This window comes from Paenibacillus sp. J22P165 (assembly GCF_059692015.1).
Genome location: NZ_JCAUAP010000007.1, coordinates 1 through 16088 on the forward strand (window position 1 = coordinate 1; position 16088 = coordinate 16088).

Here is a 16088-nt window from a genome sequence, read left to right on the forward strand (position 1 = left end):
TCACTTATTTAGTATAAATATGTACATTAGCATGCTCCTCCATTATAAAGAGCATCTATCGACCCTAGAAAAGCAAATAGATGCACTCGCTAATGAAGTTGAAGAATATGAAATTATCCAATCCATCCCCGGCATCGGTGAGAAAATCGCGGCAACGATTATCTCTGAAGTTGGTGAGATTAATCGGTTTAATCATCCTAAAAAGCTCGTTGCCTTTGTTGGCGTAGATCCCAGTGTTCACATCTCAGGAAAGTTTACGGCTACGATTAATCGAATCACAAAACGTGGCTCCAGCAGACTTAGGCACGCTTTGTACATGGCTGTACTCTGCGGGCTGAGGCGTACTGGAAGTAAGAAGCTCAAAGCTTTTTACGACAAAAAAATGGCTGAAGGAAAACCTCACAAAGTAGCGATGATCGCATGTGTGAACAAGTTACTACATTGGATATTTGCCATGCTTAAACGAAAAGTAGCGTACCTCGAGTTAATTTAATTGGAAATCAAACGAAATCAAAGAAAAACTTTCCAAAGCAATTTTGGAGGGTTATTTGGCATGCTCAGTAATTAGTATAGCACCTTCTTCTCGCTTTTCTATTGAAAAATCTTGACAAGTTATTAGCTGGTTTAGTTGAGAAAAGGCAACCGATCACTAGGTCGGCTGCCTTCTTTTGTTGATTTTGAACTAACGTTCTTCGTTAACTGAATTTACAACGAGTTATCTATCCATTCATCGCTGTAATTAGGAAACAAATTGCAATGAGAAAAGATAATGGTGTCATAAAAAACTTTTCCTTTTTACTTTTGGACAAAGCATTCATTATGGTATTTACTATTAAATAAAATGAAATAAAATAACATACTCCTTTTGCAATGGTTGTTAAAGCATCTATCGAGATTACATTCCCTGCTTGAAGTATAAAGATGATTGCAACCAACTGAACTAATACTGAAATTGCACATGCAGCCCTCATTTGTTTTGGCATAACTTTATACTTACCACCCATTGCAAACTCTCCGTAAGGTAAACCCATAGCTAACAAAACGTAAAAAATAGCAACCACCAAAAATGCAACACTTCCAATTAATGCCAACGCCACTTGGACACCTCAATTACATTTACTTTTTTACTTTTTTCTTCCAATTCTTTTTGTAGATAGTATAGCATTTACTCAAGAATCCTGCCCGTTAGTTGAGAAAAGGCAGTCGATACACTGGCCAATTGAAATTCTTCGACCTGAGCCGTCGGGAATGAGATCAAGTTCTTGTCACCCGACATATCTCAATTGGCTTTATTAATACCATTCCTAAATACTACTATTTCAGAGCTGCTTGTTTTAAGAGGTAAGGTTTTCAACCTGAATATAAATGTTCAAAAATCTTATCGGCCTGATGGAATAATAGCCCATATTTTTCTCAATTCCAGCGCACTATTTTACCCGAAGAATCCAGCTTCCAAATGGAAACATTCGTATCCTTAGTGCCGCTGACTATATAGCCGCCATCTGCTATTTCTTCGATCGTGCGTGCTTGTACTTGCGGACTATTTGGCCCACCTGCACCTGCACCTAAAACTGTCGTCCACTCGTTAGTACCGCTACGATCCCTTTTTTGAACAGCAGTTTGAAACGACCCTACATTTAGACTCTCCGATAAAATAGCATCGATATAACTACCATCTTTTGTAACTCGGATCATATTAAAGTGACCGTAGGCACCAGAGTCAACTACCTGTGTCCACTGAATGACTCCATTCTCATCTGTTTTGGCAATGACATAGTCATTATAACGAAAGTGAAATCCAGGGACAGTTCCTCCTACTATGTATCCTCCGTCATCTAGATGGTGAAAAGAAGAAACCGTTACGTTTTTTTCAACACCAGATGAGTTAATTCCCTGCAGTTGAAACTCTTTTGACCACATCTAGTTTGATCACCAACAGGACAAGGCCTAACACAACGAAGACAATCATCATGAACTCTACCGACTTCATTGGTCAGCATGTCTGTGATTCAAATTCCATCATGGCGTGTAATGATTGGCGTATACCCGCTTCATGGGCACTTGCGGCCTGAGGAGAAGAAAGCGAGGTCACTATCAAAGGAGGCATTACCCCTATGAGCAAAAAATTCCAGTTAGAACAAGCTGCGAAACAAGTTGCTGAACAAAATAGTGCACCGCCGTTTCTGCACGAGCTGGGTCCGGAGAAGGGCCGCGAAACGGTCGATAAAGTGCAGTCTGAGCCTGTACACAAAGAGCCCGTGGATTTCGAAGATTTGATAATTCCAGGTGGCCCGAAGGATGAAGTATCGATTCGTATCTTGAAGCCGAAGAACGCGCCGGAGCAACTGCCCGTCATCCTGTACATTCATGGCGCAGGCTGGGTGTTTGGCAACTCACATACACACGACCGGCTCGTTAGAGAACTGGCCGTCGGCTCGCAATCGGCTGTCGTGTTTGTGAATTATACACGCTCGCCAGAGGTGAAGTATCCGTTCGCGCTTGAGGAGATTTACGCAGTGCTGGAGTGGGTCTCCTCCAGTGGGCACTCTCACGGCCTCGACGCCAACCGCTTGACCATCGCTGGCGACAGCGTTGGCGGCAATATGGCCGCCGCAATCACACTGACCGCAAAAGCTCGCAGCGGTCCCGCTATTCACAAGCAACTGCTGTTTTACCCCGTCACGGATTCCTCGTTCGAGACGGAGTCCTATCAGCAGTTTGCTGAAGGCTATTTCCTCCGCCGCGATGCGATGGAGTGGTTCTGGAAGCAGTACACGGCCGATCCGCGACAGTGTGAAGAGGTCACGGCTTCGCCGCTCCGCGCCACGATTGAGCAGCTGAGCGGGTTGCCGCCCGCCCTCATCATCACGGGCGAGGCGGATGTGCTCCGCGATGAAGGTGAAGCCTACGCGAATAAGCTGCGAGAAGCCGGCGTGCACGTGACGGCAGTGCGGTTCCAGGGCATCATCCATGATTTCGTGATGCTGCATGCCTTGGCGGATACCGCTGCGTGCCGCGGGGCGCTTTTGCTGGCGAACGCTTGGCTTCGAGAATGAAGGGTATTGCATTGCTAAATACTCAACATACCAGGAGGGATTACCATGAGCAAACATATTATCGGTGTATTCAACACGGAAGAAGAAGCGATTCGCGTCATTAACCAATCGAAAGCAGACGGATTTCACTCAGATGAACTCTCGGTTGTAGGTCGCAACAGTGACGATCTGGATCACATTGAAGTAGCAAGCGCAGAACGACCCCGCCCGCGCCAATTTGGCGTATCGGATTTTCCGCGACTACAGGTCGCTCAGTGCAGATACATATGGCTCCTGACTACGGGTACACAAGCAGTACATACGGCGCCAATGACCGTTATCGCAATTAAGTTGGGGTAATCATTCGACAAATTGCATCAAGAGCTGGTTGAACTTATCGCGTTCGTCAAGGAAAGGAACATGACCGCTATTTTGAAACGGAATAAGAACTGAATTGTGGATGAGTCTATTGGTTTCCTGGGCATTGGCAAACGGAACGACTTGGTCATGGACACCGTGAATTATCAATGTAGGCATGTTGATTTTCCCAAGATCTTTTCGCACGTTTTCGTCTCTCAACGTAACCATAACGGCTGCAGTCGACCAGCCAGCTCCTTGCAATCCAATTTGGAAGAACCAAACCGAGAAAGGTCCGGTAATATGCTTAAAAAAAAAGGAATCAGGTAATCCGGCAAGCATTTTAGGCCGATCGGTTAACGTTCCTTCAATAAACATGTTAGCAGCTTGAAGCGGTACAGTGCCAGGGGCTTGGGCATCAATTAGAACAAGCTTGGAAACCCCGTGACTTTGATGTCTCGCCATGTATCGAATGGCTAGTGCTCCGCCTGCCGAATGACCTGCTAATGTGATGTCTTTTAATTTCAACGTCTCGATAATAATGCGGATGTCATCTGCCAATCTATCGAAGCTGTATCCTTCGAAGGGTTTATCCGAATTTCCGAACCCTCTCCAATCCATCCCAATGCACCGAATGCCCATAGACGGAAGAATATTAAATTGATATTCGTACTGTTTGTGGCTTAAAGGCCAGCCGTGAATGAACAAGATCGTCTTTTTTCCCGTCGGGTTCAAATCCTGCACAAATACCCGAACTCCCGGTTCTACCGTGATAAAGTATTCCAAGATGTTCCCTCCTAACTGAGCGTAAAACACCTTAGAAATATATTGGAACGTTCATAACTATATACCTGTTCTGAGAATTCCTGGCTCGGACTTCTTGCTATCTACCATATAACTGTCTGAATAACCCTCATATGGTGCTGTAGATCGATCCGATTCAAACTAAACTAAATAACCATTCGTCCATTATTATCGACGAATGGTTATTTAAATTGGAGACCTCACCGGACGTTATTTTCCCGCCAAGAAAGCGGCAACCTCCGCGAGACGCGTCGCGAAGCCCCATTCATTGTCGTACCATGTCGCGACAGACAAGAGTTCACCCTCCACGTGAGTGAGCGGTAGATCAATGATCGATGTATGCGGATCACCGACGATGCGCGAAGACGCCCATTCTCCTTCAAGCACATCCATAACGCCTTTCAGATCGCCTTCTCTCGAGGCGCGGCGGAACATATCATTCGCTTCCTGCACAGTGCACGGCTTCTCCGTGATTAGGTTAAGTTCAGCTATACTGCCCGTGCGGGTCGGTATACGGTACGCTTTACCCGTGATCTGCAGATCCGGCCAGATGAACTTAAGTGCCCTGGCCGCGCCAGACGAAGACGGAATGATGTTCTCGGCCGCCGCCCAAGAGTCTCGGCGATCACGCATCGGCTGATCCGTCAACGATTGCGTGTTCGTATAGGAATGGACTGTTGAGAACAGTCCGAATTTGATCCCATAGTTTTCTTTGACCAGCTTGATGACAGCGGCCAATGCGTTAGTCGTGCAGCTAGCCACGCTGATGATTCGGTGCTTTTCTGGATCGAAACTGTCAAGATTAATACCTTTCAACAATACGGCGTCGCAATCGTCGAGGGTTTTACTCGGCCCGCTGATTAGGACACGTTTCGCGCCACGGTCCAAATGTATCTGTGCCACGGAACGGACAACGGCACGGCCTGTACAATCGACGACGAGATCCACACCTAGCGCCTTCCAGTCTGGCACTTCCTGCGATGAATTAATATATAGAATTTCTCGTCCGCCGATGACAATCACACCCTCTTTGGTGGATACGTCCTCGTGCCAACGTTTATAGTTTGAATCCACTTCAAACAGCGCGGCAAGCGTGCCCTCGTCCTTGATATCCGATACAGAAACCGGAACGAAGAGCTTATCCTGAAGTGCTACACGCAATAGTATTCTGCCAATGCGTCCAAATCCAAATATTGCAATCTTGCCCATTCCTCATCCTCCATTTACCTGTTGTTCTCGATGACAATTGAAAGAAGTCACTACTTTCCCCCTCCAATTAATACATTATTCCCCGAATATTTGTTTTAATAATCACTTCAATTTCTGGTTTTGGATAACCTTCCTGTTCGAAATTCTCCGGATCTTTTATTGACCACATAATGGTAGTTAAATATTCGCCATCTGGCACACGAACTTCATCAAATTCCGTTACCAGCTCTTCCCCAGTAGCTATTATTCTATATATGATAGAAAGAGTTGCTGTATTTACAGCAATGTTTCTATCAACAATATTAACAGTACTACTATTGCCTGGCTGAAGCTCAACACCTAAAGCAACGTTACCTGTATTGAAATTTTCGCCGGGTTCTGCACCATTCGTATCAGCTCCTTGCGCCAATCCGATCTTGCAAACGTACAATGTTGATTCATTGTTTATCCCAAACTCTTTCGTGCACTGCGCTTCCATATATGCCTTGTATTGCTTTTCAAAATCTTCTCTTTTTAGTTCCTCTGTTTCTAATAGCTCTATTTTTGTCATTATTATTAATCGCTCCTTACATATTTGGGTGAAATTTTATATGCTCATCATTCTTAATGTACCCAGTAAATGGGTTATTAACTATTATCTCTACGCGTCCTGAAGCTTGGCTCTATTTTGAAATTATGTACCCAAAAAGCGTTGATTACCTCCGAATCGTAACCCGAGTATGAATGGTGACAAGATCTGCGAGCTGTAGGACATCCTCATTGTACATACGGATACAACCATGACTAACTTCCCTTCCGATGGAAGAAGGATCATTGGTTCCGTGGATGCCGTAATGAGGTTTAGATAGGCCCAACCAATAGGCTCCGAACGGACCTCCTGGGTTAGCTTGTTTATTTATAATCGTATATTCGCCTTTAGGTGTCTTCGTTATCATTTTGCCGATTCCAACCGGGAATGAACGTTTAACCGTATTTCCATCAAGCAAATACAGATTACGATCAGACAGATCGACGATAATTCGATAGTTTGGCATTTTTCCCACCTCCTAAGCACCATTCTATGCTTGCCTAGTTTCAGAAGTGACGGAGGATAACAAATGGAAAGTTTATTTTGCTTTAGCGTACGCGTGTGAACCTTTCAATTGGACAGGTTTGTTTCGTCGTGCTCTACTGGGAGGAATCGGCCTATCGATTGCAGTTCTTGAGGAGTTGTACCGGCTCATGGCAACGACACATTTTAACGAAATAAAGAAATTTGCCGCCACTGCGCCCGGCTTCGAGAATGCACGCATTGAATTCGATACGGAAACACTGGAGCCCCTTTACAAAATGACGATTGGCCAAGCGGGCTCCTCCTATGCCTTCTATATCGCGCAAAAACTCGGCATGCCGCTTGCGCTCATTGAGAGATCGAAGCAGATCACAAATGAGGTGGCGCAGCACTCACCAGAAGCACCGGCTATAGCTGCCGCTGTTGCAGGAAAACCGTCCGTGACAGTCCCGTTGAAGGAAAAAGAGGAACGAGCAGCGATACCCCATTTTGCTATAGGTGATTGCGTATGGGTGCATTCGCTGCGCCGTACAGGCATTGTTTGCAGCGAGCCTGATCATCGTGGACATTACGGTGCAAATTCAGAAGGAAAAAGTGCGCATCAACCGTAAGAGATTATCTCTCTATATCGAGCGCAGCATGTTATACCCGGAAGGAGACTACGATATGGACATCGTATTCGAATCGAAAAGCACTAGAAAGAAGCGAAAGCAGATGAGCAAACGTCATGTTGAGGGGGTAACGATTGAGTATAAGGAAAATCAATAAACGGGGTTTTGGGGTAATTGCAGCTGGCTAAGACTTGATTAGATCAAGTCTTAGCCAGTCAACTCTGCACCTGCTTCTTTATTTCTCAAGAAAACCTGTAGAAGGATTTGTTATGAAGAACCCTGGATCAGGTACATAGAAATACTGAATCCAAACACCATCTAAAAGGGGTTCGCGTTTATCTAAGAGGATCTCAATGTCTTTGTCTGTTTTCACGATTTCATCATGTTCAGTAGGTGTATCGAGCTTTATATCATAATGACCATGATCGCCATGATTCTGAGTTATAAAAACACGAATCATCTTCCCCCCGGCCGCTTCTTGACTAGACAGCATATTGTTTATGACGGTTGCAGCGTTTCGATTAATTTTACATTTCATAGTAGTGTCCTCTATTCTTATTTTATTACTGTAATTTAATCGATTACAGTATGTGTTGTCAAGCTTTAGATCTCCACAATATTGACAAAGTGAAAGCGAATGCTATAATTTTAAAAACGAACGATCTTATTTTTTGGGTGTGGTGAGAATGAAAAAAGGCGAAAAAACGAAGATGCATATTATTGAGCAAACAGCGATTCTGATGAATAAAAAAGGTTTTTTATCTACCCCACTCTCCGACATTGTTGAAGCTACTGGCATGCAAAAAGGTGGGCTCTATAACCATTTTAAAGATAAAGAAGAACTGGCTCTATTAGCATTTGATGAATGCAATCGAATCATTCATGATTACATTGCTAAGGAACTTACCCATAAGAGCACATTAAAAGAACGAATAGTAACATTTATCGAATCCTATTTTTCCTTTGGAGAGAATCCTACGCTTCCTGGTGGATGTCCCATTATGAATGCAAGTGTTGAAGCAGATTTCGGGCAATCCGAGCCCTTGATGCAAAGAACACAATCTGCCATGCAGAATGTTATTGATTTTCTCTCGGACATGATTGCTGATGGAATCACGGAGAAAGAAATTCGTTCTGATGTGAATCCGAAGCAATCCGCGGTATATATGATGGCTACGGTTGAAGGTGGAATTCTACTAAGTAACGTATTTAACGATCGATCGCATATCAAGACAGTAAACGATCAATTAATGGATTACATCGATAAACTTTATGTTTAAATTCCAACTGTCACGAAGTAAGTCCATTTAAGTCCCCACAAACAGACCCTCATTAATTTGAGAGGTCTGTTTTTTTATCCCCATTTAGATATCATGCAAACCAAACAAGTCGGTTGACAAATGACTAATATTCACTATAATAAAAATGAACGGTCGGTATTTTTTATATCAAAATAAACGATAGTACCAACATAATCTAGATTACTTAAGGAGACGAAAACGAAATGAACGAATTATTGGCACTTGCGGTTAAAGCACATGGTGGTTTGGATCAGTGGCAGAAATTCTCAAAAATAAATGCACGCGTATCTGGTGGCGGTGTTCTCTGGCATTTAAAAGGGAATCCTGGTCTTTTGGACGACTACAACCTTAAAGCCGACACACACAAACAGGACGTTATAATAAATCGATTTGGTACTGTTGATCGTCGAAGCACTTATACCCCGGACCACGTTTCCATTTTGAACATCAACACAGGAGAAACCCTTCAAAGCCGTGAAAATCCACGTGCCTCTTATGAAGGTCATGTGTTAGAAACACCTTGGGACGAGCTGCAAGTAGTATACTTTGCGAGCTATGCCATGTGGACCTACCTGACACAACCTTTTTTGTATACGTATCCCGGCTTCGAGACGGAAGAGTTGACGCCGTGGCAGGAAAATGGTGAGACTTGGCGCCGGCTGAAAGTTATTTTCCCAGATTATATCGCCAGTCACAGCCGCGAACAAATTTCTTATTTCGGCGAAGATGGCATATTGCGTAGACATGACTATGCAGTTGATGTAAGTCCTGGCGCAGCTGGTGCGAATTATGCTTCTGATTACCAAGAATTCAATGGCATCCTTGTGCCAACAAAACGCCGTGTCTACATCCCTCAACCAGATGGACATAAGCAACCGGAGCCGCTAATTGTTAGCATCGATATGAGTGAAATCTCGTTTGAGTAATGTTTTGAGTATCGACAATCGTGCCCTATATCCAGGGCAGCACCTGGCAGCAAGGTCCCGATTCTTTTCCCAGAGGTCCTGTTAATCTATTTGCAAGATTAATTGGACCCATCCTATAACAGCGGCGAATCCCGCACCGCGGTATCCTTCCATCCATCCAACGGCTTTTCTTAGTCCGTTCACTACGGTTATAGGCGATGTGCACATCTCCGATAAAGTGTTTGTTGCGCCTAGCGCAACGCTTAGAGGAGATGAAGGAACGCCATTCTTTATCGTTTCGAGCTCTAATATTCAGGATGGCGTGATTTTACACGGATTAGCTAATACAACGATTCAGGTGGCTAACAAGTCGTATTCTATCTTTATTGGCAACAGAGTCTCTATAGCTCACTTAGCACAACAGGTCATCCGGGTGTACTCGGAATTCCCTCCCTCCTATGATGCCATGTTTGGCACTCACCGCTGCTCCTGCGGAATAGCATATAACCATGCGAAACTATTACGTTAAACATAAAGGCCGAGAACTTTCCACGTAGGAAGTTCTCGGCCTTTATTCATCTTTACGGAGAGGTTAAATCATAAAATCCAACATCTCTTTTCGGTTACTTATAAGGTTACCGTTTTCGTTGCAATTTTCTCTCGAAATGCTTGATCATGCTCGACAAAAATCATTGTTGGATTAAAGCTTCTGATCAGCTCTTCAATTTGCATGCGAGAATAAACATCAATAAAATTAAGGGGCTCATCCCAAATATATAAATGAGCTTTTTCACATAAACTTTTAGCTATTAGTAACTTTTTCTTTTGTCCACCAGAATAATGGGATATATCTTTTTCAAACTGGATGCGCTCAAAATCCATTTTTCTTAGAATAGATTTAAATATCGGTTCATCAATTTGATTTTCTTCAATAAAGTCAGATAACTTTCCCTTTAAATGAGAGGTATCTTGTTGTACATAAGAAATGACAAGACCAGAACTAACGTTCAATGTACCTGTATGTTGAAGTGGCTCCCCCAGAATTAAATTTAAAATACTACTTTTTCCACTACCATTTTTCCCATCTAGAACGACCCGTTCTCCTTCTTTAACCTTGAAACTTATAGGGGTATTCACTACTTCATCCTTATACATGACAGACACGTCCGTTAACTGAACGAGTTCCTTAGATTTAAATGCTAAGGGCTCCAATTGTAAGGACTCCGTTTTTTCCACATTTTTTAGCAGAGCTGACTTTTCTTCAATGGCTTTATGTTGCCTTGATTCAAGATTTTTTGCACGTTTCATCATTTTTGCAGCTTTATGTCCTACAAATCCCTTGTCCAATTTGGAACCAGAATTCGTTGTTCCATTCTTGGAAGCTTCTACTTGGTTAGACCAATTAGCCGTACGTTTTGAAGATTGCTGCAGCCTTCCAATGTCTTTTTGTAAACGCTCATTTGTTTTTTCCTCATGTTCTTGCTGTCTATCAAAATTCAGTTTCCATGAGGAATAATTGCCATTTTGCACTTCTATATTCGCTTTGTTTATGGATAAGATGTGGTCAACACAGCCATCCAAAAAGTTCCTATCATGAGATATTAGAATGAACCCTTTTTTCTTTTTCAAATAATTAGAAACCATTTTTCGTCCATTGATATCTAGGTGATTGGTGGGCTCATCGACTAATAAAAATTGCCCTTCATTCAAAAAAAGTGCAGCCAACAATATCTTCGTTTGTTCCCCAATGGATAATGTTTCGAATGGCCGATACATCACTTCAGCATCGACATCTAAATAAGAAATTTCTCGAAGAAACTCCCAATCTTCTGCCTCTGGACATATCTCTTCTAGTATTTCATATGTGAATCTGCTTTTATCTGAGAGTGGGTATGGAAAATAGTTGAATTCGACTGAAGAAGTAATGTTTCCGTTGTATTCATAGTTACCTAATAATAAATTGAAAAACGTTGTTTTGCCTCGGCCGTTACGGCCAATAAATCCAAGTTTCCAATCCGTATCTATTTGAAAGCTAACATCTTCAAAAATAGGATCAAAGCTGCTGGGATATGAAAATGTCAGGTTTTGTACATGAATCATTGACATGGTAAGTTCCTCCTTTTTATAACACACTACTTCTTTATAAAAAGTCGGTTCATATCCATCTAATCTCAATTTCTCCGTATAAGTTAAATGGATATTAACGACTTATACGGAGTAAATCATGTGTAATAATACTGTCTGTACTCATGTGACCCCTCCTTTAGCAGTAACTAAAGAGTATTTCAAGTTTATATAATAGGTTAAATCCTGTTCCATAGCAATATGAATCGCCACCACATCATAGTAGTTCTTAAATAGTAAAAGGCCAGGTGCACCTATAATAGGTGTTCCAGCCTCTGTTTGTACGGTATGGTTTTGTTTACAAATTAATATACTTCGAGTTCAAACAATGAGTAGCCGTATTGCGTAGTGCGCGCTGTACCCGTTACTTTAACGTAGCGAGCATTGGTTGGGTTGATAAGCAGATTAGCAATGCCTTCGTGACCATTCGTTGTGGCGTACGCAGTCGTCCAAGTCACGCCATCAATGGAAACTTCTACGCGGTAAGATTTCGCAGCCGCGTTTTCCCAGTTAAGTACAACACGTTTGATTGTAGTTGCTTCTCCAAGATCAACGCTAATCCATTGTGGATCTATGCCATGTTGGGACTCCCAACGTGTAGCTTTGTTGCCATCTACTGCGTAGCTGCCGCTTTGCAAAACACCGTCAGAAGTAGTGGTTGATTGGTTCAACGCCAGATTATGATAAGATCCTAGCGTGACTGATTGATTAACTGCGTCATTCTTATAGCCAGTTGCCGCAACTGAAATTTCATAAGCTTTAGCTTCAATAAACAACGAGGCATCCAATGTTATTTTGCCTGCTTCCAAGTGATATTGGGAGGAGTTCAATGCTACTCCATCTAATTCTACAGCATGAATTGCAGCTCTCCATGCCGAGTTATCATCGAAAGTAAGTTCAACTGGCTCTCCAATTATTGCCTTAGTACTAGCTGTAAGAGCTGGACTATCGATCAAGTCAGCAGTACCCGCATATACTTCGAACTCCCATAAGGAGAAGCCGTAAGGCGTACCACGCTTAATACCGTTCATCTTCACGTATCTCGCTTCTACAGGCGAGAAAGAGATGTTATCAATGCCGCCATTTTCTTTGTCAGTCGCATATACAGTATGCCAAGTTTCACCGTCAGCAGATACATCAATGGTGTAGGCTTTGCCGTAAGCATTTTCCCAGTTCAGAAGTACGCGGTTAATGGTTTGCTTCGTGCCAAGGTCTACGCTCATCCATTGGTTATCCGCGAATGCAGATTCCCAGCGGCGATCCAACCTGCCGTCTACGGCATCAGAGCTAGCACGATGGTAATCCGGCGATGATGATGTTTGCTTATTCAACGCAAGATTGCTGCCTGGGTTCACTGGCGGATTCGTTGGATCTGTGGGGTCTGTCGGATCTGTAGGATCCGTAGGTCCCCCGTCTTTCGTTAGAACCGTTTGATAGACTACCGTATTCTTAAAACCTTGAGACTGAACGGAAATCCAATATGGCTTCGCTTCGTTAAACAAAGTGCTGCTTAACGTCAATTGACCTGCAGTAAGTTGGTATTGAGAAGGGCTAATGACAGCGTCGTTCACTTTTACTTCGCTAATCGCGTTTCTCCACTCTACGTCGTCAGCAAACGCGATATCCATCGGTTGACCGAGCACATTCTCCGTCCGATCCGCGTGTAATACTGGAGCTGACTCAATTCCTGAAAAAGCGTCACCGTACACTTCCAATTCGCGAATCGAGAAGCCGTAGTCTGTTGCACGCGTGTTGCCATTCATTTTCACATATCTTGCTTTCTTAGGCGCGAGATGAATTTTATCTTTATGGTTGGGTTCACCTTGATCGGTTGTAAAAACAGTCGTCCAAGTGGAACCATCCTCTGAAAATTGAATGTCATAATTTTTTCCAGCTGCATTTTCCCAGTTCAGAACGATGTATGTAATGTCATCGTACACGGCACCTAGATCAACTGTAATGAATTGGTTGTCGGCGAATTTGGATTCCCATCTTGTTTCAGGGTTTCCGTCAACCGCATTCTTTGCGTCTTGAAGCGCATTTGCCGATGCAAGTACCGGTTTATTCAATGCAAGATTTTGTGAATAATACGAAATAATAGGCTGCTTCAGATCTGCACTCGCATAGCCATTGGCTTCAATGCTGATGTCGTAATCGCCCTCCCCTCCAAAAAATGCACCGTCCAACAGAATTTTGCCGGGTGTAATACCGTAACTTGAAGGATCTTGTAGCGCATATCCATTTATCCTTACAGCAGAGATCGCGTTTCTCCATTCAGCATTATCCGGAAACTCGATTTCGATAAACCGCCCAATGATATTCCTTGTGCTATCCGCAACTAGCTTCGGCGGATTCAATAGCTCTTGTGCACTTAGAGCACGGTTTCCGAGTAAGGGAACCTTAACGGCTGTCGGGTGGGGGGCTGAGGCAGCGTACGTGACGGATGCCAAGGGAACGGAACTCAAAAGCACAGATAAAGCGATAGACGTTGAAGTGACGATTAGTGCTTTTTTTCTTACAATTCTTAGATGTGCTTTCATTCTTCGTTTTCCTCCTCTGGTAATGGACCAAATTGCTCGAGCTGGGAATTGGAAACTATTTCTTTTTTATTCCCAAGGCAACATTATCATTTAAAAGAACGTTTGGTCAACAAAATAGTTGAACGATTGGTCTAAATAACTAGTCTTGACCCAAAAAACGAAAAAGCAGCATATTAGGAAGAGTAATAAAGTCCTAAAGTGCTGCTTTTTTATGGAACACCAACGAGGATGAAAATAGGGTTTATGAACTATGGTGCTAGTAGAACAAAACTGTTAGAATCTCTTGTTTTAATAAGGACATATTCATTTCAATAATGTGATTTAATTTTTCTCTGTCAGTAATCGTTTTAGCCATGATTCGAAGGCCAATTAACGCATTATTTAAAAAACTTGCAAGCTGTTCAGCGTCACTGATTTCAACAAGCTCTCCCTCAAGTTTTCCTTGCACAATCAAATCTGCGATTATCTCTTCTACTCGCTCCCAGTTCAAACGTACGCAGTCTCTGGCCTCCTCATCATGTAAGGAGAGCTCTACTGCGGTATTCACGATAAAGCAGCCCTGAGGAATATCTTCCCGCTGGTGTATGGCTAAATCAAACAACATTCGAATTGCCTCTTTGACAGAACGTGTATCCGCTAATCGAAGCTTAAACGACTGTTCAGACCTTTCATTATAACGCTTCAGTGCTCTGATATATAGAGATCGTTTATCTCCGAAGGTATCATATAAGCTCCCTTTATGAATGCCCATGTGTGAGACAAGATCTTGCATGGATGTCTTTTCGTAGCCTTGTTTCCAAAATAGATGCATGGCCTTAAGCAACACGGCATCTTCATCGAATACTTTATTCCTTCCCATCGTATGATCCCCTCCTTCCAAAAGAAACAATACCATTTCAAGAACGTTTGATCAATAAAAAATGAATGATGGAATCTATAATAAAATAATTCCCCTGAAGTTGGTGCATGAATAAAAAAAGAAGCACACAAAAAGTGCGCTTCTTTTCTTATTTCTTTCCTTCTACAGTCAGCCTTCAGCGGCTGCCTTCTGAGCAGCAACCTTACGGCGATATTCCAATGCCGGTAGTCCGCCCCAACCCCAGTTGTCCGTGTCTACTTCCTCAATCACAACGAAAGTCGATTCCAACGGCTTATTAAGCACCTTAAGCAGCAATTCGCTTACGCCCTTGATGAGCGCTGCTTTTTCTTCGGCAGTCACTGAATCTCGGTCCGGCGTCGTGCCCTCTCGTGTGATTTGAATGTTTACGATCGGCATAAATAGTCTCCTCCATTCGTTTACAATCGTATTTTTGCTTCACTTCTTCATCTAAAATTAGTTCCCAGCACTTTGACCGCCATCGACGTGAAGAATTTCACCAGTTACGAACTTCGCTGAATCTAGGTACAGCACGGCATCAACAATCTCTTGCTGCTCACCCATGCGTCCCATTGGATGCAGCTTAGACAAGAATTCGAACGTTTCAGGAGCATGCATTGGTGTTTTAATTACACCTGGGGAGATCGCGTTTACGCGAATGCCACGTTTCGCATATTCGATCGCCAAAGCTTTCGTCGTCGAGTTCACGCCGCCCTTCGTCAAGTTCGCAAGCGCGGAAGGCACTTGCTCCGATGGCGAATCCGTCAGGCTAGTCGTGATATTGATGACATGACCTGCACCTTGTTTCAGCATTTGCACAAGTGCGCGCTGCGTCAGATGGAAAAACCCGACTACATTCGTACCCATATATCTCGTAAATTCCTCTTCCGTGTATTCCGTGAATGGCTTCGCGATGAAAATGCCCGCATTATTGATCAGTGTGTCGATCCGGCCAAACTTACTCAATGCTTCGTCGACTAGACGCTGCGCGACATTGGACTCCATAACATCACCAGCTACGATATGCACTTGCTTGCCTGTAGGATCAATTTCTTTCGCGGCATCGGCCAACGCTTGTTCACGTCGTCCGTTAATTACGACATTTGCGCCGCGTTTCACCAATTCGACTGCCATTGCTTTACCAAGTCCACTGCTGCCACCAGTAATCACATATACTTTATCTTGATTGCTCATTTTATTTTCCTCCCGGTCTCTATTAATATTGTTGCTCAAAACGTTTGGGTTGATGCTCAGCTGCCTTTATAAGACGGTTT

General features: G+C 43.3%; 17 protein-coding genes and 1 pseudogene. 6 read left to right on the forward strand and 12 right to left on the reverse strand.

The window, feature by feature from the left end:
* The coding region (locus AC58QM_RS17345; RefSeq protein ID WP_497286055.1) for an IS110 family RNA-guided transposase at window positions 1-493 on the forward strand (493 nt) is incomplete at its 5' end.
* A gap of 226 nt (window positions 494-719) precedes the next feature.
* Here AC58QM_RS17345 and AC58QM_RS17350 read toward each other — a convergent pair.
* Window positions 720-1097 carry a hypothetical protein gene (locus AC58QM_RS17350; RefSeq protein WP_497286057.1) on the reverse strand — a complete coding sequence of 126 codons (378 nt, stop codon included), beginning with the start codon at window positions 1095-1097 and terminating at the stop codon, window positions 720-722.
* A gap of 316 nt (window positions 1098-1413) precedes the next feature.
* Window positions 1414-1920 carry a hypothetical protein gene (locus tag AC58QM_RS17355; protein WP_497286058.1) on the reverse strand — a complete coding sequence of 169 codons (507 nt, stop codon included), beginning with the start codon at window positions 1918-1920 and terminating at the stop codon, window positions 1414-1416.
* Window positions 1921-2114: 194 nt separating this feature from the next.
* Here AC58QM_RS17355 and AC58QM_RS17360 point away from each other — a divergent pair, with 194 nt between their 5' ends.
* Window positions 2115-3056 (forward strand): alpha/beta hydrolase, encoded by a 942-nt coding sequence (locus tag AC58QM_RS17360; RefSeq protein ID WP_497286060.1) that lies wholly within the window; start codon window positions 2115-2117, stop codon window positions 3054-3056.
* A 45-nt stretch (window positions 3057-3101) separates the two neighbouring features.
* The gene (locus AC58QM_RS17365; RefSeq protein ID WP_497286062.1) at window positions 3102-3395 is read left to right on the forward strand and encodes a general stress protein; all 294 of its coding nucleotides are present in this window, start codon (window positions 3102-3104) and stop codon (window positions 3393-3395) included.
* Here AC58QM_RS17365 and AC58QM_RS17370 read toward each other — a convergent pair whose 3' ends face one another.
* From AC58QM_RS17370 to AC58QM_RS17385, 4 genes are all read right to left on the reverse strand, one after another.
* Window positions 3396-4178, reverse strand: coding sequence for an alpha/beta fold hydrolase (locus AC58QM_RS17370; protein WP_497286064.1), 783 nt, complete (start codon window positions 4176-4178; stop codon window positions 3396-3398).
* Between the two features lie 228 nt (window positions 4179-4406).
* A complete protein-coding gene (locus AC58QM_RS17375; protein WP_497286066.1) occupies window positions 4407-5405 on the reverse strand; it encodes a type I glyceraldehyde-3-phosphate dehydrogenase in 999 nt (332 codons plus the stop codon).
* Between the two features lie 67 nt (window positions 5406-5472).
* Entirely contained in the window at window positions 5473-5955 is a 483-nt protein-coding gene (locus tag AC58QM_RS17380; protein WP_497286067.1) for a hypothetical protein, read from the reverse strand.
* A 145-nt stretch (window positions 5956-6100) separates the two neighbouring features.
* Window positions 6101-6439, reverse strand: coding sequence for a L,D-transpeptidase (locus AC58QM_RS17385; protein WP_497286069.1), 339 nt, complete (start codon window positions 6437-6439; stop codon window positions 6101-6103).
* A 142-nt stretch (window positions 6440-6581) separates the two neighbouring features.
* Here AC58QM_RS17385 and AC58QM_RS17390 point away from each other — a divergent pair.
* Window positions 6582-7224, forward strand: a pseudogene (locus AC58QM_RS17390) (endonuclease MutS2); the annotation flags it as partial.
* Window positions 7225-7302: 78 nt separating this feature from the next.
* On the opposite strand, the gene AC58QM_RS17395 reads toward AC58QM_RS17390, so the two are convergent.
* A complete protein-coding gene (locus AC58QM_RS17395) occupies window positions 7303-7605 on the reverse strand; it encodes an iron-sulfur cluster assembly accessory protein (protein ID WP_497286071.1) in 303 nt (100 codons plus the stop codon).
* A 148-nt stretch (window positions 7606-7753) separates the two neighbouring features.
* On the opposite strand from AC58QM_RS17395, the gene AC58QM_RS17400 reads away from it, so the two are divergent.
* Both AC58QM_RS17400 and AC58QM_RS17405 read left to right on the forward strand, forming a co-directional pair.
* Window positions 7754-8347: a TetR/AcrR family transcriptional regulator gene (locus AC58QM_RS17400; protein ID WP_497286072.1), complete on the forward strand. Its 594-nt coding sequence runs from the start codon at window positions 7754-7756 to the stop codon at window positions 8345-8347.
* A 224-nt stretch (window positions 8348-8571) separates the two neighbouring features.
* Window positions 8572-9294, forward strand: a complete 723-nt coding sequence (locus tag AC58QM_RS17405; protein WP_497286074.1) for a hypothetical protein — start codon at window positions 8572-8574, stop codon at window positions 9292-9294.
* Window positions 9295-9900: 606 nt separating this feature from the next.
* Here AC58QM_RS17405 and AC58QM_RS17410 read toward each other — a convergent pair.
* The 5 genes from AC58QM_RS17410 to AC58QM_RS17430 form a co-directional block, all read right to left on the reverse strand.
* The gene (locus AC58QM_RS17410) at window positions 9901-11379 is read right to left on the reverse strand and encodes an Lsa family ABC-F type ribosomal protection protein (protein ID WP_497286076.1); all 1479 of its coding nucleotides are present in this window, start codon (window positions 11377-11379) and stop codon (window positions 9901-9903) included.
* A gap of 323 nt (window positions 11380-11702) precedes the next feature.
* On the reverse strand, window positions 11703-13937 hold the full coding sequence (locus tag AC58QM_RS17415; protein ID WP_497286077.1) for a discoidin domain-containing protein: 2235 nt from the start codon (window positions 13935-13937) through the stop codon (window positions 11703-11705).
* Between the two features lie 256 nt (window positions 13938-14193).
* Window positions 14194-14796: a TetR/AcrR family transcriptional regulator gene (locus AC58QM_RS17420; RefSeq protein WP_497286079.1), complete on the reverse strand. Its 603-nt coding sequence runs from the start codon at window positions 14794-14796 to the stop codon at window positions 14194-14196.
* A gap of 168 nt (window positions 14797-14964) precedes the next feature.
* Complete coding sequence (locus AC58QM_RS17425; protein WP_497286081.1) at window positions 14965-15213, reverse strand: tautomerase family protein; 249 nt, start codon at window positions 15211-15213, stop codon at window positions 14965-14967.
* 57 nt (window positions 15214-15270) lie between these two features.
* Complete coding sequence (locus tag AC58QM_RS17430; RefSeq protein WP_497286082.1) at window positions 15271-16008, reverse strand: SDR family NAD(P)-dependent oxidoreductase; 738 nt, start codon at window positions 16006-16008, stop codon at window positions 15271-15273.
* Window positions 16009-16088 lie beyond the last annotated feature (80 nt).

Coding starts and splice junctions, on each gene's coding strand:
- AC58QM_RS17355 (WP_497286058.1), bottom strand. CDS start 1,920: ATGTGGTCAAAAGAGTTTCAACTGCAGGGAATTAACTCATCTGGTGTT.
- AC58QM_RS17360 (WP_497286060.1), top strand. CDS start 2,115: ATGAGCAAAAAATTCCAGTTAGAACAAGCTGCGAAACAAGTTGCTGAA.
- AC58QM_RS17365 (WP_497286062.1), top strand. CDS start 3,102: ATGAGCAAACATATTATCGGTGTATTCAACACGGAAGAAGAAGCGATT.
- AC58QM_RS17375 (WP_497286066.1), bottom strand. CDS start 5,405: ATGGGCAAGATTGCAATATTTGGATTTGGACGCATTGGCAGAATACTA.
- AC58QM_RS17380 (WP_497286067.1), bottom strand. CDS start 5,955: ATGACAAAAATAGAGCTATTAGAAACAGAGGAACTAAAAAGAGAAGAT.
- AC58QM_RS17385 (WP_497286069.1), bottom strand. CDS start 6,439: ATGCCAAACTATCGAATTATCGTCGATCTGTCTGATCGTAATCTGTAT.
- AC58QM_RS17395 (WP_497286071.1), bottom strand. CDS start 7,605: ATGAAATGTAAAATTAATCGAAACGCTGCAACCGTCATAAACAATATG.
- AC58QM_RS17400 (WP_497286072.1), top strand. CDS start 7,754: ATGAAAAAAGGCGAAAAAACGAAGATGCATATTATTGAGCAAACAGCG.
- AC58QM_RS17405 (WP_497286074.1), top strand. CDS start 8,572: ATGAACGAATTATTGGCACTTGCGGTTAAAGCACATGGTGGTTTGGAT.
- AC58QM_RS17410 (WP_497286076.1), bottom strand. CDS start 11,379: ATGTCAATGATTCATGTACAAAACCTGACATTTTCATATCCCAGCAGC.
- AC58QM_RS17415 (WP_497286077.1), bottom strand. CDS start 13,937: ATGAAAGCACATCTAAGAATTGTAAGAAAAAAAGCACTAATCGTCACT.
- AC58QM_RS17420 (WP_497286079.1), bottom strand. CDS start 14,796: ATGGGAAGGAATAAAGTATTCGATGAAGATGCCGTGTTGCTTAAGGCC.
- AC58QM_RS17425 (WP_497286081.1), bottom strand. CDS start 15,213: ATGCCGATCGTAAACATTCAAATCACACGAGAGGGCACGACGCCGGAC.
- AC58QM_RS17430 (WP_497286082.1), bottom strand. CDS start 16,008: ATGAGCAATCAAGATAAAGTATATGTGATTACTGGTGGCAGCAGTGGA.